The organism is Catellatospora aurea, assembly GCF_042663325.1.
Classification (GTDB): Bacteria; Actinomycetota; Actinomycetes; order Mycobacteriales; family Micromonosporaceae; genus Catellatospora; species Catellatospora aurea.
The window spans coordinates 215,809-232,421 of record NZ_JBHTAC010000004.1 but is presented as its reverse complement, the minus strand read 5'-3'; the positions used below and the strand labels follow the sequence as shown (position 1 = coordinate 232,421).

Genomic DNA, 16,613 nt, shown 5'->3' with positions numbered 1-16,613 from the left:
GATAACGTGGACCGTGCTAGCCACGGCGATGCCTTGGTGCGTATGCTCCGACACGTTGTCGAAAAACGAGCGAAAGGCTTTCCATGGGCAGGCGGCGATCGACGTCGGTGACCCTCACCGACGTGGCCCGGCTGGCGGGGGTTTCCGTGGCCACCGCCTCCAAGGCGCTCAACGCGCGCGGCGAGGTCGCGCCCGACACCCGGCTGCGCGTGCTGCAGGCCGCCAACCAGCTCAGCTTCCAGCCCAACGTGCTGGCCCGCGGGCTCATCTCCGGGCGCACCCGCACCATCGGCCTGCTCACCGACGAACTCGGCGGCCGCTTCTCCATCCCGATCCTGCTCGGCGCCGAAAACGCTCTCGGCAACGAGCAGATGTCGGTGCTGCTGTGCGACGCCCGCGGCGACGCCATCCGCCGCCAGCACTACATCCGCACCCTGCTGGCCCGGCAGGTCGACGGGTTCATCATCCTCGGCGACAGCAACGACCTGCGCCCCTCGCTCAGCCGCGACATCCCGGTGCCGGTCGTCTACGTGTACGGCCAGTCCACCGACCCCGCCGACCTGAGCGTGCTCGCCGACGACGAGGGCGGCGGCCGCATCGCCATGGAGCACCTGGTCAGCCTGCGCCGGCGCAACATCGCCCACATCACCGGCCCGCAGAGCTACCGCGCCGCCCGCGACCGCGTCACCGGATTGCAGGCCGTGCTCGCCGAGTCCGGATGGGAGCTGGTCGGCGGCGAGCCGCTGTACGGCGAATGGTCACAGCGCTGGGGCCGGCACGCCGCCCGCATGCTGATCACCGCCCACCCGGAGATCGACGCGATCTTCTGCGGCAACGACCAGATCGCCGCCGGAGCCGCGCAGGCGCTGCAGGAACACGGCTGCCGAGTCCCCGACGACGTCGCCATCATCGGGTACGACAACTGGGAGGAGATGGCCGCCGACTGCCGCCCCCCACTGACCACGGTCGACCTCAACCTGGAACAACTCGGCGCGACCGCCGTCATGCACCTGTTCGCCGCCCTCGACGGCACCCCGTCCTCCGGCGTCATCCGCCAACCCTGCCGCCTCGTCGTCCGCGAATCCACCGGCCCGCTGCCTCAGCAGGCCTGACTCAGCCGCCAACGGGTCCCGGCGGAACCGACCCTCTGCGCTTCCTCAGCCGGACGTCCGCCAGGCACGCCGCCATCGACAGGCAGCTGAACGCGATGTACTCATCGGACGGATCCGGCGAAGCGGCCTCGTCACCGCAGAGCCAGTCGTCCAGTTCGTCGATCGACTCGGTCACCGCGTCGGTCAGCTCGCGCAACTGCGCATCGGTGGCTGCTTCCATCAGGTCCGAGCGCTCGCCGTCCTCCGGCACGCTCCACCGCTCCACCAGCGGAATCAGGTGCCGAACATTCTCCGGCACCCGGGTCGGGTCGGCCTTCATATGATCCACTCCAGCCGAAACAGGGCACGACGACTGTACTTGCCTGGATCTAGAAGAGTTGTGGTCATGGATGTCGTACGGTCGGGGGCATGGCAAGTGAGCAGGCGGCGGATATTCTGGGTGAGATCGGCGGGTTTGTGGAGCGGATTCACGCGCTCGACCCGCACGCCCCGGCAAGCACCGAGCTGACCGTGCGCGTCGACGGGCGCGAGTCGCGGCTCATGCTGAGCGAGCCGGTCGCACAGGCGCTGCGGCTGGCGCTGCAGGACTACCACGACCCGCGTGACCAGGGCCGGTGCGACCATTGCGGCGGACCCCGGCTCGACGAGAACTTCCAGTGCCGCGACTGCGGCAGCTTCAACGGCGTGTTCGGCCAGATGCTCGCCGAGCGGGCGTACGGCTACACCGAGCCCGAACCGCTCCCGCCCGCCGACAGCGCCGGACGACACACGCGGCACGAGCCCTGACACCCGACGGCGCGGTCAGTCCTCCGTGCCCGTAGGCAGGTACCGCGCCCGATACGCCCCGGACAGCGTCACCACCAGGTACTGCAGTAATCCCACCTCGAGGTCCTCGTCCGGGTGTCCGGGGGCCCTGATGCGCAGACCCCACTGGTCAGGCTGGCCCTCGTGGTCGAGCACCCAGGAGACGAGCGCGCCGTCGGCGGTAGTGGCGACCGGCAGCGTCCGCGCTGTCATGTACCGGAGCGGACCTACCAGCGGTCCGAGCAGCGGTGGGGACAGCTCGGCAGGTGGCAGCACCGAGACGCGGCGGTCCAGCGTGCCGCAGCCGTATCGGTCGGCCAGCCAACGGTAGTCGGCGGGAAGGGCCACGCCCAGCCCGGACGACACGGCGTCCCAGTCGACCGATGTGCCGGCCGCTGGCGGCGGTGCGACTTGCGCGAGGCGCGCGGGCAGGTCAGCGCCGTAACTCAGGTCCACCACCAGCTGGATCGGCAGGTCGCTGCCTTCCTGCACGACCGCGACGGTCACCGCCCAGTGCCCGGCGCGCATCCGGACCCGCGATCCGTAGTAGATCAGCGTGTCGACGGCGAGGTCGTCCGCAGCGGGCAGTCCGAGCCGGGCGGACACGGCAGCCACCCCCGCCTCTGCGTCGAGGTACTGCTGGTCCACCGCCGCCGAATAGGCGTCGTCGTCGTCGAAGTCGTCGTAGTCGAGTTCGTCCGAGCAGCCGAAGCCGGCCAGCTCGAAGCTCACCCGCGCGCCACCGGTGACGTCGAGGATCGCGGCGGTCATGCCGCCTGACGCGAAGCCGCGGCCGGACCGACCGCGCGGGCTCCCTCCGGCGTCGGTCAGGATCTGCGCGATCACGTCTTCGGCGGGCGGGTCGACCAGCGGGGCGAACCGCTCGATCACCGACCGCAACCGGTCGGCCTTGGCCGCATGGTCGTCCGCGGCAGCGTCCGGTGATCGCCCGGACCCGTGAGTGATCTCGTTCAGCGGTTCCATCCGCGGAAGCGTGCCATGATCGCCGTGCGGTGGCAACGGGTCACAGGGGTGGGCCGGCATAGCGCTTGCCGTCGAGGTAGGGCCACGGGTTGGCGCGGCAGCCGCGCAGGCCGTACGTCTGCTGCTGCATCGTCGGCGCGGGTCGGCCCTTGCCGGGGCAGCGCTCGTGATCGCGGCCGAACTCGTGGCCGACCTCATGGTTGATCACGTAGCTGCGGTACACCGACAGCTCGATCCGCCCGTTCACATAGTCGGGCACGGACAGCCGCCAGCGGTTGAGGTTGATCACGACGCGTCCGGGCAGGCGGCATGACGTGTACGACACCCCGTCGAGCCGGGTGTCCATCCCGCCGAGGGCGCACAGCTTGCGGGTGGTCTCGCCGGTGGCGAGGTAGATCGTGAAGTCGTACGCCGAGTTTGCGGGCACCCGCTGCAGGCGGCGTTCCCGACCGCCGATCCAGCTACGGGGATCGCCGAGCGTCCGGTCGACGGTCCGGGTGAACTCGGCCAGCTCGGTCCCGGCGATGTTGTTCTCGACCGCGACCCGGTATCGCCGCAGCCCGCCCGCGCTGCCGAGCACCGCACCCTGACCGCTCGCGTACTTCCAGGTGCCGGGCCCGGACGCCGGAAAGTCCCCGGGCAGCTGGTAGACCGGTGTCGGTGACGAGGACGAGCTCGGCGACGCCGGGGCCGTCGACGGTGCCGGGAAGATTCCATCGCCCGCCACGGGCCTCGGCTGCGCGACCGGTTCCTCGGCCCCGCGCAGCAGCCCCAGTCCGACCAGCACGGCTCCGGCTGCCAGGCACAGCAACGCGAGCCAACCCCGGACGCCGGAGGAGGCAGCACTTGAGCCAGGGGTGCTTCTTGCCGGTGCGGTACGTGTCGCGTTCGCCACGGACGGACGGTAGGCAGCACACGATCAAGAACTGTTGAAGAACCCGTACGCCCGGCATGTGCTGCGGCCAGGGGCTTCCACCGGTGGATCAGTCCTCGCCGAGGTCGGTGCACCATGTGATCGTCGCGTCGTCGGCGGTCACCGCGTCCCGTCCCTCGGCCTGCCGAACCTGACGAATGATCTCCGCCGGTCCCTGAGACGCCAATACCGCCAGGACTCCCGGCCAGTCGGCGAGCCCGAACCGGTCCACGAAACGGCCGGCCCCGTTGCTGAGCAGGACGGCACCTGACAGCTCCAGGACCGGGCGGCTCCCGGTGAGCGCCTCGTCGGCGGCCCGCGGGTCGTCCTTGGCCAGCCAGAATCCGCCCGGCGCGTTGCGGTGGGCGCGCAGTTCGCGCAGGACCTGTCGCCGCTCGTCGCTGCCCGCGGCGGTCGCCTCGTACGCAGGCTGGTACGACCGGCTGATGACCACCTCACGGGGGTCGGTGACGACGAGCGGCGCACCGTCCGACATGTCCAGCACGACTACGGTGTCCCCGAGCACCAGGTATTCGGCCAGGCCGCCGGAGATCCGCAGCATGGCCACGGTCGCGGACGGGCTGATCGGGTCGGCGACGTCGCAGGTGTCCCGGTGCTCGCCGGTCACCTGGGTGATGGCCTCGGCGAGCACCGCGGCGAGGCTGCGATCGTCGCGCAGCGGAAGCAGGCCGAGCAGGCAGCCGCCCAGGCGGTGGGCGTACCAGGCGACGCCGTGACCGCAGACCGACTCCGCGCCGGGAATGCCGGCCCCGTCGATCAGCACCGCCGCCGAGGCCGTGGCACCGGTGAAGTCCTCGTTCACCCGGCCGGTCCGAGCCGGGGCACTCGTCATCCACACCCGCATCATCGGCCGCCCTCTCGCAGGTCGAAGCGTCGACTGTACCGGCGGGCGGGGCGAAATGCCGGGGCGTGCGGACAGGTGATTCGGATAGGTTCGTCGGCATGCTGCCGTCAGCTTTCCCCCGGCTGCGCGCCGGTGTACGCGCCATCGTGCTGGACGAACAGGACCGGGTGCTGCTGTGCCGGTGGGCCTTCGACAAGCCCGAGGGCCCGATCGTGGTGTGGGGCACCCCGGGCGGCGGGATCGAGCCCGGCGAGACTCCGCTGGCCGCACTGCGGCGCGAGCTCACCGAGGAGATCGGGCTCGCGCTGACCGCCGATCCGCCGCACGTGTGGCATCAGGAGGTCGTGCGGGAGGGCCACATCACCGGCTTCGACGGCGTGGTCAACGACATCTACCTGGTACGCACGTCGTCGTTCGACCCGCGCGGCGTGCTGACCGACGACGAGCTGGCCGCCACGGAGAACATCAGCGAGTTCCGCTGGTGGACCCAGCAGGAGCTGACGCTGTACCGGGGAACCGACCTGTTCGCGCCCCGGGCCCTGCCCGCGGCGCTGGCGGCGCTGCTGGCCGACGGCCCGCCGGGGCAGCCGATCCCCATGGGGCTCTGACGTCTCAGGCGGCGGGCAGCCGGATGGTGAAGGTCGTGCCCACGCCGAGCACACTGACCACGTCGATGTCGCCGCCGTGGTCGGCGACGATCTGCCGGGCGATGGACAGGCCGAGGCCCGAGCCGGTGGTGTAGCGCTCGCCCCGGCCGCGGGCGCGGTCGGCGCGCCAGAGCCGGTCGAACAGGTGGGGCAGGTCCTGCTCGGCGATGCCGCTGCCGGTGTCGGTGACGCGGACCAGGTGCCGGTCACCGTCCGGGGTGACGCCGAGAGTGATCGTGCCGCCGGACGCGGTGGCGGCCAGGGCGTTGCGGATCAGGTTGCCGATCACCTGGCGCAGCCGGTCCGGATCCGCGTGCACCCAGCGCGGGCCGTCGCCCTCGGCCGCCAGGACCACCCCGGCGGCGGAGGCGAGCGCGGCGTGCGCCGTCCGGCAGGCCGCGACGAGTTCACCCAGGTCGAGGCGGGTCTTCTGGTACGTCAGCACGCCCGCCTCGGCCAGCGCCAGGTCCTGCAGGTCGTCGACGATGCGCTGCTGCAGCACGGCCTCGTCGTGCAGGGAGTCGAACAGCTCGGGCGTCGGCGGCAGCACCCCGTCCTTGAGCGCCTCCAGGTAGCCGCGCAGGTTCGCCAGCGGTGTGCGCAGCTCGTGCGCCACGTCGGAGATCATGCGGCGTTGCAGCTCCTCGCTGCGCTGCAGGGAGTCGGCCATGCGGTTGAACGAGCGGGCCAGCCCGGCGAGCTCATCGTGGCCGCGTACCGGAACACGTTCGGTGAGCTTGCCCTCGCCGACCCGCGCCGACGCCGCGGTCAGCGCGCCGATGGGTCGCAGCACCCGGCGGCTGAGCAGCCAGGACGCGCCGACGGCGGTGAGCGCGACGACGGCCGCGGTGAGCACGATCGAGTCGACCGGCAGCCGTGGCGCGGGCTGCTCGGCCGCGCCGAGGTACACCCGCATCTGCGCGGGCGCGTACGCGCCGACGGCTCGCGAGAACGCGTCCTGCAGGCACGGCACCACCGCCTGCTCGGCCTGATGCCGGCAGGCCAGCAGTTCGGCCTCGAACACCCGGTCGATGTCCGAAGAGGACTGCTCCCGCGACCGGACCTCGCACGACTTCGACTGCGCGGTGTACTCGACGGGCTGCGGCATGGGGATGCCCACCCGGGAGTCGGCGAGCCGCACCCCGATCCCGGCCTCGGTCAGGCAGGCCGCCAGGCGCAGCCCGACCTGGTACTCGAACGTGGCCAGCAGCACGGTCTTCGCGCCGGCGGGCGCGCCGTTCTTGGGCAGCGGCCGCCAGGTCGGGCGTGGATCGACCAGCAGCGGCGGGCCGGTGACGCCGCGGGCCGGGCTGCCGGCGAGCACGTCCGAGTCGACCACGACCGCGCCGGAGACGGTGGTCACCTGGATGCGCTGCCCGGTCTGCAGGGACAGCTCGCGTACCCGGTCGGCGACGCCGTCCCAGCCGCCGCGGGTGCGGGCGTAGTCGGCCAGCTCGCCTGTGATCAGGGCCTGCTGCTCCGCGCTGGCGCTGACGGTGCGGTCGAACTCCCGCGACGCCTGCTGCAGGGTGAGCCAGGCGGTCGCGGCGGTCGCCGTGACCGCGATGAACATGACCAGCGCGACGACCCGCAGCCGAAAGCTCACGCCTTCTCCACCAGGCGGTACCCGCGGCCGTAGACGGTCTGCACGTAGCGGGACTCGGCCGGGTCGTCCTCGATCTTGCGGCGCAGGTTCATCACGTGCGCGTCGACGGTGCGCTCCTCGACGTGGTTGTCGAAGCCGAAGGCCCGGTCGATGATCTGCGCACGGGAGAACACGCGGCCGGGGGACGCGGCGAGGGTGGCGAGGATGCCGAACTCCTTGGCGGTGAGCGCGACGAGGCGGCCGGCGACCCGCACCTCGAACCTGCCCTCGTCGATCTCCAGGTCGCCGACCCGGAGCACCTCCTCCTTGGCGGTGCCCGGCCGGGCGCGGCGCAGCAGGGCCCGCACCCGGGCGGCGAGCTGCCGCGGGCTGTACGGCTTGGTGACGTAGTCGTCCGCGCCGAGGTCGAGGCCGACGAGGATGTCGTCCTCGGTGCTGCGGGCGGTGAGCAGCAGGATCGCCACATCCGACTCGGCCCGCAGGATGCGGCACACGTCGAGGCCGCCGAGGGTCGGCATCATCACGTCGAGCACGACCAGGTCCGGCCGGTACGCCCGGCAGCGCTCCAGCGCGGCGAGGCCGTCGCCGACGACCTGGACGCTGTGGCCTTCGCGTTCGAGGTAGACCCGCAGCAGGTGGGCCTGCTTGGGGTCGTCCTCGGCGATCAGCACCCGCGCGCTCACTCCGGCCTCCCTGTTCGGCGAGTTTCCGACCTTAACCGCCGGCCGGCACGGGGTCTCGGTCCTTCATCGGTTCTTCACGGCTGCCTCAGCTCAGTACATAAATTATGAATTATTCTTGACACACGGCTGTAACAGCGCACAAGATCGGGGAAACCCCTTTCGCAGCAAGGAATCCGATGTGAAACGACGCGTGCTCACCGGCTTGCTCTGCCTCGCCACCGGCCTGCTGACCGTCCCGGCGCCCGCCACCGCGGCCCCGGCGCCGACCCGCCAGGAAGTGCTGAGCCCGACCCCCTACCAGGGCTGGAACACCTACTTCGGCCTCGGCGGCGACTTCTCCGAGCAGTCGGTGCGGGAGGTCGCCGACGCCATGGTCGAGCGCGGGCTCGCCAAGGCCGGCTACGACATCGTGTGGCTCGACGGCGGCTGGCAGGACCCGCAGCCGCGGACCGCCGCGGGCGACCTGCAGGCCGACCGGACCCGCTTCCCCGCCGGGCTGCAGCCCCTGGTGGACTACATCCACGGCAAGGGCCTCAAGGCCGGCATCTACACCGACGCGGGCCCGTACATCCCGGGCAAGTGCGGCCTCGGCAGCGGCGGCGGCTACTACCAGCGCGACGCCGACCAGTTCGCGGCCTGGAAGTTCGACGCGGTCAAGGTGGACTTCCTCTGCGGTATCGCCGCGAACCTGGACCCGAAGACGGTCTACACCGAGTTCGCCCAGGCGCTGCGGGACAACGCCAGCGGCCGGCCGATCATCTTCAACCTGTGCAACCCGGTGACCTCCCCGGACTGGGGCGACTACCCCGAGGAGCAGCAGTCCACGTACTCGTGGAGCTACGCGCCGGGCATCGCCCAGTCCTGGCGGACGTACACCGACGTGGGCTTCGTCGGTGACATCAAGTTCAAGGACGTGCTGCGCAACTACGACGCGAACGCCCGCCACCCCGAGGCGACCGGCCCCGGCCACTACAACGACCCCGACTACCTCGCGCCGCAGCTCGGCATGTCCGACGAGGAGTTCCGCACGCAGATGACGCTGTGGGCGGCGGCCGCCGCGCCGCTGGTCGTCGGCAGCGACATCCGCAAGCTCAGCCAGACCTCGGTGGACATCCTGACCAACCGCGACGTGCTGGCGATCAACCAGGACCGCGCCGCCGTGCAGGCGGTCCGGGTCGGACCGGCGGGCACGACCGAGACGTGGGTCAAGCGTCTGGCCGACGGCGGCCGGGCCGTGGTCCTGCTGAACCGGGGTGACAGCCCGCGCACGCTGACCGCGCAGGCCACCGCCACCGGTCTGACCGGCTCGCGGTTCACCGTCAAGAACGCGTGGACCGGGCAGGTCACCGAGAGCGCGGGCACGCTGAGCGCGGCGGTGCCCGCGCACGGTGCCGCCCTGCTGCGGGTCACCCCAGCCCGCGGCGTGCCGGGCGTGCCGCACGTGACCGCCGGGATCCCGCAGGTGACGCAGGTCAACGGCGCGACCCTGCCGGCCGGCGCCGCGCCGGTGCTCGCGGGCGGCGACCAGGCACGGGTCGAAGTGGCCGTCCGCAACGACGGGCTGCTGCCGGTGCTGCAGCCCAAGGCCCAACTGGCCGGTCCGGCCGGCTGGACGGTACGCGCCGCGGGCCAGGCACCGGTGCTGATCGCGCCCGGTGGCAGCACGGTCCTCGCCTTCACGGTGACGGTACCGGCCGGCGCCGCTCCGGGTGACGGCACGCTGACCGCCACCACCTCGTACGACGTGCTCGGGCACGGGCGGCTGCGGCAGACGACCGCCTCGGCGGTCGTGGTGGCCCCGGCCCCGCCGACCGGGTCGGTCGTCCTGTCGCACCACACCTGGATCAGCGCCACCAGCGGCTGGATGAGCCCGACCGTCGATCTGAGCGTCGGCGGCTGGTCGCCGATCAGCATGCTCGGCACGGTGTACCCGACCGGCATCGGCGTCGCCTCGCCGTCGACGATCCGCTACTACGTCGGCGCGAAGTGCAGCGGGCTGGCCACGACCATCGGCCTGGACGACGCGGTGCGCAACGTCGGCCCCGAAGGCGCGACGTCGACGTTCCAGGTGATCGGCGACGGCCGCACGCTGTACGACAGCGGGCTGCTGACCCGTGACGACACCCGGCAGATCACCATCGACCTGACCGGCGTACGGGTGCTCGACCTGGTCGTCGGCGACGGCGGGGACGGCGGCTACAACGACCGCGCCAACTGGGCGGGCCTGACCGCCACCTGCTGAAACGCGCGCGGCCGCACCCGGGTGACCCGGGTGCGGCCGCGTACGTCACGGACGCCGCCAGCCAAGGTCGCGGCCGGCCTGGCCGAGCAGGCGCGTGAACGGATCCGCGTCGGCGGCCGTCGGCACGGGCTCGCCGAAGACCTTCCACTCCCGGGCCATCGGCCCCATCTCGTCGACCATCACCAGCAGCTCCTCGACCGCCGCCGGGCTCGGCGCGTACGGCCGCCCCGTCGCCACCGCCAGGTCCCACGGGTGCAGGGTCAGGTCGAGCAGCGCCATCCGGCCCACCGCGGGCTGCGGCAGTCCCATGCCGGGCGAGACGCCCTCCAGCGCCGACTCGTCCGACCAGGCCGCGATCAGCTTCTCCGTCTCGGTCGCGAAGCGGGCACGCCAGTCCGTGCCGAGCACGTCCGGGGTCCCGGAGAAGTCCGCGGGCTCCCGGCGGGCCAGGGCCTGGAAGTTGACGACGACCTGGAACAGGTGGTTGACCAGGTCCCCGACCCGGAACTCGGCGCACGGCGTGGCGGCGGCGAGCTGATCGTCGGTGACACCCTGGAGCACGGGCACAGCCACGTCGGCGGACTCGCGCAGTAGTTTCGAGATCGTGGTCATACGGCCACGCTAGCCAGCGGCGTGCGGGGAGGTCTTGAACAAATGCGACAGCCACGCCGGGACACCCGGGGCATCGTCGACCCGGCCGCGCTGCTGCGGCAGGCGCGGTTCCGGCGGCTCGCCCCCGCCGCCGAGCTGGCCGAGCTGGTCGAGCACTACTGGTTCATCGACTGGGACCTCGACCAGCCGTTCGAGCAGCACGTCGTCGGGCACCCGGCGGTGAACCTCGTCGTGCTGCGCCCGACCCTGAGCGACCCGGTCACCGCCGAGGTGTCCGGCGCCGCCCGCGAGCTGTTCTCGATCAAGCTGGCGGAGCGGGGCTGGGTCCGGGGCGTGCAGTTCCGGCCGGGCGCGTTCCGGGCGTTCTCCCGCCGCTCACCGGCGGAGCTGACCGGTCGGCGGGTGCCGCTGGCGCAGGTCCTGCCGGTGGCCGACCCCGGTGACCGGCTGGCCGCCGCGGCGACGGACGAGGCCGCTGCCGCGGTCTTCGACAAGCTGCTGCTGGGCCTGCGGCCAGACCTCGACGATGCGGTACGGCTCGCGATGCGGCTGGTGGACCGGGTCCGCCACGACCGCGGGCTGCGCCGGGTCGAGGAGCTCTCGCAGCAGGCGGGCATGTCGGTGCGCTCGCTGCAGCGCCTGTTCACCGAGTACGTGGGCATCGGCCCGAAGCAGGTGATCCTGCGCTACCGGGTGCACGGGGCGATCGAACTCGCCGAGGGCGAGGTGGACTGGGCGGCGGTCGCCGCGGAGCTGGGCTACAGCGACCAGGCGCACCTGGTCCGCGAGGTCACGGCCGCGATCGGGGTCTCCCCCGCCGCGTACGCGGCCTCGCTGCGCTGAGCACCCCGAAATTCACCCCTTGAGCGATCGCTCAAACAGCCGTACAGTCTGTTTGAGCGATCGCTCAACACCGGTTCCGGGAGGGGTGGCGACTGATGGGACGGCAGCTGTACATCGAGGTCCACATCCGCGCCGACCTCGACAAGGTGTGGGCGTTCACGCAGGACCCGGCGCTGCACCAGCGTTGGGACGCCCGGTTCACCACCATCGAGTACCTGCCGGGGACCAGCCCGCAGCGCTTCCGCTACGAGACCCGGCTCGCGCCCGGCCTCGTGCTCGCAGGCGTCGGCGTCACCGCGGGCGAGCGCACCCGCCCGGACGGCACGCGCACCTCGGCGCTGCGCTTCCACTCCTGGCTGATGACCGGAGCCGGTTACTGGCGGTACGTGCCGACCCCCACCGGGGTCCGCTTCCTCACCGGCTACGACTACACGCCGCGCTTCGCCCTGCTCGACCGCCTCCTGCTGCGACCGCTGATGGGCTGGGCCACCGCCTGGTCCTTCGACCGCCTGCGCATCTGGCTGGAGGACGGCGTGCCACCGCGCCGCTCCCCGCTGCGGCTGCTCCCCCGCTGGGGCGCGCCGTCCGCCCGCCGCTGCCTGCGCACCCCGCCCGACCGGACCGCCGGCCGCGCCCCGTCCCTCTTGGAGACACTGTGAACTCGCTGTTCCACACCGCACTCGGTGACGACTTCGACCGCCTGCACCCCCGTCTGCGGGAGCGCTTCGGTTTCACCAGCACCGACGGGCGCGGCTGCGTCGGCCACGGCGTCATGGACCGCATCTGGCGCGGGCCGGCGTACACCCGGCCGTTCCTGGCGCTGGGCACCATGCGCAACATCATGTTCCCGGAGCAGGGCCGCAACGTGCCCTTCACCATCGAGAACTACGCCTACCCCGACTCCTACGGCCGCGAGACCCTCACCTTCGTCCGCACCTTCGAGTTGCCCCGGCGGCGTCGCCGCTTCGACGCCACGATGGTCTGGGACCCGCACCGCGAGGTCATCGTCGACTACCTCGGCACCCACCAGCACATCGCCGCCGACCTGCACCTCAGCGTCGACGACCAGGGCGGCCTGCGGCTGCGCAGCGGGCAGATGCGCTTCCGCGGCCCCGGGATCGACACCGCACTGCCCCCGGCCGTCACCGCGGTCGCCGAGGTCCACGAACGCTACGACGACGCGGCCGACGTGTTCCGCATCGACGTACGGGTGGTCAACCCGTGGTTCGGCCCCGTGTTCGGTTACACCGGCGCCTTCACGGCCCGCTTCGTCGACACCGAGTCCGCCCCGGTCCCCGCCTCCGTCAAGCCCTACCGCGAACAATCCCGCTTCTGACGCGCCGACCACACCCGCCCCACCTCGCCCGCGCCCCGCCCCTCTGCCGCAACTCTTAAAAAGTCGCGCCCTCAGCAGCTGTCTGAGGGCGCGACTTTTTAAGAGTTGCGCGGGGAAGCGGGCGGTGGGCCGTGGGCCGTCGCGCGGGTGGGTGGGTCAGGTGACGGGGATGTCGCGGTTGCGGAGGGCGGTCAGGCCGGCTGCGGTGAGGGCGGCGGCGAGCGCGGTCAGCACCAGCAGGGGTGTCGCCGGGACGGCGGCCGGGCCGGGCAGGTGCGGGATGTGCGTGAACGGGGACACGTCCAGCACGAGCTGGTCCAGCTGTAGTGCTGCGCCGACCTGGCCGAGCAGCACGCACAGCGACAGCGCCACCCAGCCGACGGCGGGCGACAGCCGCGGCAGCAGGCCGTACGCGGCCACGGTCAGCCCGGTCAGCAGCCAGATCGCGGGCATCTGCACCAGCGCGGCGCCGATGACCCGGGGCACCTGGCGGCCGATCTCCCCGGTGCTGGAGCCGTACACCAGTCCCGCGGACAACCCGGTGACCGCCATGACCACGGTCGGACCGAGCAGCGCGAACGTCAGGTGCCCGGCCGCCCAGCGCAGCCGGCCGACCCCGGCGCTCAGCACGGGCTCGCTACGCAGGGCCGCCTCCTCGGTGCGCATGCGCAGCGCCGCCGAGATGCCGTACGCGGCCACCGCGATCGCGCCGATGCCGAGCGAGCCGCCGACGAAGATGTCGGAGGCCACCGACTTACCACCGATGCGTTCCATGATCTCGGTGAGCTGGCCGTTGCCTTCGAGCAGGCTGCTCGCCGTCTTGGCGACGCCGCCGAACAGGACGCCGCCGACGACGCCGAGCCCGATCGTCCAGCCGATCAGCGAGCCGCGGTGCAGCCGCCAGGCCAGGCCGAACGGGCTGCCCAGCGAGGCGGGGGCGGTGGCGGGGCCGAGCCGTGGGGGCAGCAGGCCCGCGCCGAGGTCCCGCCGGGCCGACAGGCGCAGCGCGGCGTACGCCAGGGCCAGCGCGACGGCCACGCAGACCGCGAACAGCCACCAGCGGTCGTCGGTGTAGGCGTGCACCTTGTACACCCAGCTCAGCGGGGTGGCCCAGGCCAGCCAGGTCAGGCCGCCGCCGCTGACGTCACCGACGCCGCGGAGCAGGAAGTCGAGGCCGAGCACCGCGCCGGCGATGCCCCGGGCAGTGCCGGCACCGGTGGTGAGCTGCGCGGCGAGCGCGCCGATGCCGGCGTACAGGATGCCCGCGAACGCCCACGCGAAGCCCATCGCGAACGCGCCCGAAGCGGGCGTCTGCTGGCTGATCATGCCGAGCGCCACCAGCACGCCGACGACCAGGCTCGCCCCGGAGACGGTGAGCATCGCGGCGGCCAGCGGGGCGTGGCGGCCGACGACCGCGGAGCCGAGCAGCTCCCGGCGGCCGGCCTCCTCCTCGACCCGGGTGTGCCGGATGACGACGAGCAGGCCGATCAGGCCCATGATGACGATGCCGGTGGCGGACCGCCAGAAGATCAGCGCGCCGAGGCTGGGCTCGGCCGGCTTCTGGCCGTAGAACAGCAGCAGCATCGGGCTGGCGGCCAGGGAGTCGATGTAACCCTGGCGGCCGGCGTCGGTCGGGTAGAGGCTCGCCGTGCCAGAGGCCAGGCCCAGCGGCAGCAGCGACATGCACAGCATCCAGATCGGCATCAGCACCCGGTCGCGGCGCAGGATCAGCCGGACCAGCGTGCCGGTTCCGGTGAGGGAGGTCATCGCACCGGCTCCGTCTCGTAGTGGCGCAGGAACAGCTCCTCCAGCGTCGGCGGCTGGCTGACCAGGCCGCGTACGCCATGGGTGGTGAGCTGGCGCAGCACCGCGTCGAGCTCGGCCTGGTCGACCTGGAAACGCACGGTGGCCCCGTCGGTCTTCAGGTCGTGCACCCCGGGCAGCTGGGCCAGGCCGTTCGGCGGGGTGGCCAGCTCGGCGGTGATGTGGGTGCGGGTCAGGTGGCGCAGCTCGGCCAGGGTGCCGGTCTCCACGGTGCGGCCCTGCCGGATGATGCTGACCCGGTCGCACAGTGCCTCGACCTCGGACAGGATGTGGCTGGACAGCAGCACGGTGCGGCCGTTGCGGGTCTCCTCGGCGACGACCTGCCGGAAGACCTCCTCCATCAGCGGGTCCAGGCCCGAGGTCGGCTCGTCGAGCAGCAGCAGCTCGACGTCGGAGGCGAGCGCGGCGATGAGCCCGACCTTCTGCCGGTTGCCCTTGGAGTAGGCGCGGCCCTTCTTCCTCGGGTCCAGGTCGAAGCGTTCCAGCAGGTCCTTGCGCTTGGCGGCGTTGAGGCCGCCGCGCAGGCGGCCGAGCAGGTCGATGACCTCGCCGCCGGAGAGGTTGGGCCAGAGGGTGACGTCGCCGGGCACGTAGGCCAGGCGGCGGTGCAGCGCGACGGCGTCGCGCCAGGGGTCGCCGCCGAGCAGCGTGGCGGTGCCTCCGTCGGCCCGGAGCAGGCCGAGCAGGATGCGGATCGTGGTGGTCTTGCCGGCGCCGTTCGGTCCGAGGAAGCCGTGCACCTCGCCGCGTGCGACAGTCAGATCCAGCCCGTCGAGGGCCTTGGCCTGGCCGAAACTCTTGGTCAGGCCGACCACTGAAATGGCGTTGTCCATGTTTTGGACGCTACACTCATTTCACAAGTTTGTGAAAGTACGAAAGCTATAGTCTTGACGAAATCTTGACGGAGGTCACGTGGCACACTCCCCGCCGCAGCGCGACGAGCAGGCGATGCGCGGCTTCGTCGAATACATGGCCCGGACGCTCGCCGACTGGGGCTTCCCACGCATGGCCGGACGCGTGGTCTTCACCCTGATGGCCGCCGACGAGCAGGCGCTGACCGCCGCCGAGCTTGCCGAACGCCTCGGCGTGAGCCCGGCGGGCATCTCCGGGGCGATCCGCTACCTGGTCCACCTGAACATGGTCGCCAGGGAGCCGGTGCCGGGCTCGCGCCGCGACCGCTACCGCATGGTCGACGACTCCTGGTATGAGGTGACCGTCGCCAAGATGGGCCTGCTCAAGACCATCAGCGACGCGGCTGACCAGGGCGTCGCCGCCGCGGGCGGGGAGGGCACCCCCGCCGGGGCGAAGCTCGCCGGGATGCGCGACTTCTACGCCTGGGTGCAGGAGAACATGCCCTCGCTGCTGAACCAGTGGGCCGAGCACAAGGCCCGGCTGCGCGAATCCGCCCCCGACACCGGCCCTCGCTGACCGGATCCGCGTCGCTTCTCCGGCGGCCGAACCGGGGCGGACCCGGTTCCGCGCCGGAACCGCGACCTGGCAGGGTGGCGGTGAGCGAGCGAGGAAGGGATGGTCATGGCACGGCAGACGCGGTGGGCGACCGAGACCGAGCGGGGGCACGCCCAGCGGATGGCCGACCGGTTCCGGCAGATGGCGGCCGAGGGCCACGACCTCGCGGGCGAGGCGCGCACACTCGACGCGATCGTCGCGCCCGGGTCGGCCGTGCTCGACGCGGGCTGCGGCAGCGGCCGGGTCGGCGCGGCGCTGGCCGTACGCGGGCACACGGTGCTCGGCGTGGACGCCGACGAGACGCTGATCGCGGCGGCGCGCGAGGACTTCCCCGAGATCGAGTGGCTGGTGGGCGACCTCACCGAACTCGACCTGACATCGGGCGGGCAGCGGCGGCTGTTCGACGCCGCGATCCTGGCCGGCAACGTCATGCTCTATCTCGCGCCGGACACCGAGGCCGAGGTGCTGCGCCGGGTCGCCGCGCACGTGCGACCCGACGGGCCGGTGGTGGTCGGTTTCGGGACCGGGCGCGGATACGCCGTGGCCGACTTCGACGCCCACGCAGCACAGGCCGGGCTGCTGGTCGAGCAGCGTTTCGCCACCTGGGATCTGCGGCCGTGGCGGGACGACGCCGACTTCGCGGTGACGGTGCTGCGCAGGCCGGCCGGCTGAGGT

General features: G+C 72.2%; 18 protein-coding genes. 9 read left to right on the top strand and 9 right to left on the bottom strand.

What is annotated here, in order from left to right; all coding sequences use genetic code 11:
* Positions 1-83 precede the first annotated feature (83 nt).
* Positions 84-1,112, top strand: coding sequence for a LacI family DNA-binding transcriptional regulator (locus ACFQO7_RS06345; RefSeq protein WP_376805526.1), 1,029 nt, complete (start codon positions 84-86; stop codon positions 1,110-1,112).
* A gap of 1 nt (position 1,113) precedes the next feature.
* Here the strand turns inward: ACFQO7_RS06345 and ACFQO7_RS06340 are convergent, their stop codons facing one another.
* A complete protein-coding gene (locus tag ACFQO7_RS06340; protein WP_376805525.1) occupies positions 1,114-1,431 on the bottom strand; it encodes a hypothetical protein in 318 nt (105 codons plus the stop codon).
* Between the two features lie 89 nt (positions 1,432-1,520).
* Here ACFQO7_RS06340 and ACFQO7_RS06335 point away from each other — a divergent pair, with 89 nt between their 5' ends.
* Positions 1,521-1,898, top strand: coding sequence for a hypothetical protein (locus tag ACFQO7_RS06335; RefSeq protein ID WP_376805524.1), 378 nt, complete (start codon positions 1,521-1,523; stop codon positions 1,896-1,898).
* A gap of 15 nt (positions 1,899-1,913) precedes the next feature.
* Here the strand turns inward: ACFQO7_RS06335 and ACFQO7_RS06330 are convergent, their stop codons facing one another.
* From ACFQO7_RS06330 to ACFQO7_RS06320, 3 genes are all read right to left on the bottom strand, one after another.
* The gene (locus ACFQO7_RS06330; protein ID WP_376805523.1) at positions 1,914-2,900 is read right to left on the bottom strand and encodes a hypothetical protein; all 987 of its coding nucleotides are present in this window, start codon (positions 2,898-2,900) and stop codon (positions 1,914-1,916) included.
* Between the two features lie 40 nt (positions 2,901-2,940).
* Entirely contained in the window at positions 2,941-3,687 is a 747-nt protein-coding gene (locus ACFQO7_RS06325; protein WP_376805522.1) for a DUF3152 domain-containing protein, read from the bottom strand.
* 196 nt (positions 3,688-3,883) lie between these two features.
* The gene (locus tag ACFQO7_RS06320; RefSeq protein WP_376805521.1) at positions 3,884-4,666 is read right to left on the bottom strand and encodes a protein phosphatase 2C domain-containing protein; all 783 of its coding nucleotides are present in this window, start codon (positions 4,664-4,666) and stop codon (positions 3,884-3,886) included.
* A gap of 110 nt (positions 4,667-4,776) precedes the next feature.
* On the opposite strand from ACFQO7_RS06320, the gene ACFQO7_RS06315 reads away from it, so the two are divergent.
* On the top strand, positions 4,777-5,286 hold the full coding sequence (locus ACFQO7_RS06315; RefSeq protein ID WP_376805520.1) for an NUDIX domain-containing protein: 510 nt from the start codon (positions 4,777-4,779) through the stop codon (positions 5,284-5,286).
* A gap of 4 nt (positions 5,287-5,290) precedes the next feature.
* Here the strand turns inward: ACFQO7_RS06315 and ACFQO7_RS06310 are convergent, their stop codons facing one another.
* Positions 5,291-6,931: a sensor histidine kinase gene (locus ACFQO7_RS06310; protein WP_376805519.1), complete on the bottom strand. Its 1,641-nt coding sequence runs from the start codon at positions 6,929-6,931 to the stop codon at positions 5,291-5,293.
* Positions 6,928-7,614 carry a response regulator transcription factor gene (locus ACFQO7_RS06305; RefSeq protein WP_376805518.1) on the bottom strand — a complete coding sequence of 229 codons (687 nt, stop codon included), beginning with the start codon at positions 7,612-7,614 and terminating at the stop codon, positions 6,928-6,930. The genes ACFQO7_RS06310 and ACFQO7_RS06305 overlap by 4 nt, the downstream gene beginning before the upstream one ends.
* Positions 7,615-7,792: 178 nt before the next feature.
* On the opposite strand from ACFQO7_RS06305, the gene ACFQO7_RS06300 reads away from it, so the two are divergent.
* Positions 7,793-9,856: an NPCBM/NEW2 domain-containing protein gene (locus ACFQO7_RS06300; RefSeq protein WP_376805517.1), complete on the top strand. Its 2,064-nt coding sequence runs from the start codon at positions 7,793-7,795 to the stop codon at positions 9,854-9,856.
* A gap of 45 nt (positions 9,857-9,901) precedes the next feature.
* Here the strand turns inward: ACFQO7_RS06300 and ACFQO7_RS06295 are convergent, their stop codons facing one another.
* Positions 9,902-10,468, bottom strand: coding sequence for a TIGR03086 family metal-binding protein (locus ACFQO7_RS06295; RefSeq protein WP_376805516.1), 567 nt, complete (start codon positions 10,466-10,468; stop codon positions 9,902-9,904).
* A gap of 42 nt (positions 10,469-10,510) precedes the next feature.
* On the opposite strand from ACFQO7_RS06295, the gene ACFQO7_RS06290 reads away from it, so the two are divergent.
* The 3 genes from ACFQO7_RS06290 to ACFQO7_RS06280 all read left to right on the top strand — a co-directional run bounded on the left by ACFQO7_RS06290 (position 10,511) and on the right by ACFQO7_RS06280 (position 12,647).
* A complete protein-coding gene (locus tag ACFQO7_RS06290) occupies positions 10,511-11,311 on the top strand; it encodes a DUF6597 domain-containing transcriptional factor (protein WP_376805515.1) in 801 nt (266 codons plus the stop codon).
* 95 nt (positions 11,312-11,406) lie between these two features.
* Positions 11,407-11,970, top strand: coding sequence for an SRPBCC family protein (locus ACFQO7_RS06285; protein ID WP_376805514.1), 564 nt, complete (start codon positions 11,407-11,409; stop codon positions 11,968-11,970).
* Positions 11,967-12,647: a DUF4166 domain-containing protein gene (locus ACFQO7_RS06280; protein ID WP_376805513.1), complete on the top strand. Its 681-nt coding sequence runs from the start codon at positions 11,967-11,969 to the stop codon at positions 12,645-12,647. The genes ACFQO7_RS06285 and ACFQO7_RS06280 overlap by 4 nt, the downstream gene beginning before the upstream one ends.
* A gap of 156 nt (positions 12,648-12,803) precedes the next feature.
* Here the strand turns inward: ACFQO7_RS06280 and ACFQO7_RS06275 are convergent, their stop codons facing one another.
* Both ACFQO7_RS06275 and ACFQO7_RS06270 read right to left on the bottom strand, forming a co-directional pair.
* Positions 12,804-14,414, bottom strand: a complete 1,611-nt coding sequence (locus ACFQO7_RS06275) for an ABC transporter permease (RefSeq protein ID WP_376805512.1) — start codon at positions 14,412-14,414, stop codon at positions 12,804-12,806.
* The gene (locus ACFQO7_RS06270) at positions 14,411-15,304 is read right to left on the bottom strand and encodes an ABC transporter ATP-binding protein (RefSeq protein ID WP_203692342.1); all 894 of its coding nucleotides are present in this window, start codon (positions 15,302-15,304) and stop codon (positions 14,411-14,413) included. The genes ACFQO7_RS06275 and ACFQO7_RS06270 overlap by 4 nt, the downstream gene beginning before the upstream one ends.
* Before the next feature lie 79 nt (positions 15,305-15,383).
* Between ACFQO7_RS06270 and ACFQO7_RS06265 the strand changes: the two genes are divergently transcribed.
* The gene (locus ACFQO7_RS06265; RefSeq protein ID WP_376805511.1) at positions 15,384-15,899 is read left to right on the top strand and encodes a GbsR/MarR family transcriptional regulator; all 516 of its coding nucleotides are present in this window, start codon (positions 15,384-15,386) and stop codon (positions 15,897-15,899) included.
* A 105-nt stretch (positions 15,900-16,004) separates the two neighbouring features.
* Entirely contained in the window at positions 16,005-16,610 is a 606-nt protein-coding gene (locus ACFQO7_RS06260; protein WP_376805510.1) for a class I SAM-dependent methyltransferase, read from the top strand.
* The last annotated feature ends 3 nt before the right edge of the window (positions 16,611-16,613 follow it).

Excerpts from the sequence above, each read along its gene's own strand:
- ACFQO7_RS06295 (WP_376805516.1), bottom strand. The coding sequence starts at position 10,468 with ATGACCACGATCTCGAAACTACTGCGCGAGTCCGCCGACGTGGCTGTG.
- ACFQO7_RS06285 (WP_376805514.1), top strand. The coding sequence starts at position 11,407 with ATGGGACGGCAGCTGTACATCGAGGTCCACATCCGCGCCGACCTCGAC.
- ACFQO7_RS06275 (WP_376805512.1), bottom strand. The coding sequence starts at position 14,414 with ATGACCTCCCTCACCGGAACCGGCACGCTGGTCCGGCTGATCCTGCGC.
- ACFQO7_RS06290 (WP_376805515.1), top strand. The coding sequence starts at position 10,511 with ATGCGACAGCCACGCCGGGACACCCGGGGCATCGTCGACCCGGCCGCG.
- ACFQO7_RS06335 (WP_376805524.1), top strand. The coding sequence starts at position 1,521 with ATGGCAAGTGAGCAGGCGGCGGATATTCTGGGTGAGATCGGCGGGTTT.
- ACFQO7_RS06340 (WP_376805525.1), bottom strand. The coding sequence starts at position 1,431 with ATGAAGGCCGACCCGACCCGGGTGCCGGAGAATGTTCGGCACCTGATT.
- ACFQO7_RS06270 (WP_203692342.1), bottom strand. The coding sequence starts at position 15,304 with ATGGACAACGCCATTTCAGTGGTCGGCCTGACCAAGAGTTTCGGCCAG.
- ACFQO7_RS06345 (WP_376805526.1), top strand. The coding sequence starts at position 84 with ATGGGCAGGCGGCGATCGACGTCGGTGACCCTCACCGACGTGGCCCGG.
- ACFQO7_RS06260 (WP_376805510.1), top strand. The coding sequence starts at position 16,005 with ATGGCACGGCAGACGCGGTGGGCGACCGAGACCGAGCGGGGGCACGCC.
- ACFQO7_RS06315 (WP_376805520.1), top strand. The coding sequence starts at position 4,777 with ATGCTGCCGTCAGCTTTCCCCCGGCTGCGCGCCGGTGTACGCGCCATC.
- ACFQO7_RS06320 (WP_376805521.1), bottom strand. The coding sequence starts at position 4,666 with ATGACGAGTGCCCCGGCTCGGACCGGCCGGGTGAACGAGGACTTCACC.
- ACFQO7_RS06330 (WP_376805523.1), bottom strand. The coding sequence starts at position 2,900 with ATGGAACCGCTGAACGAGATCACTCACGGGTCCGGGCGATCACCGGAC.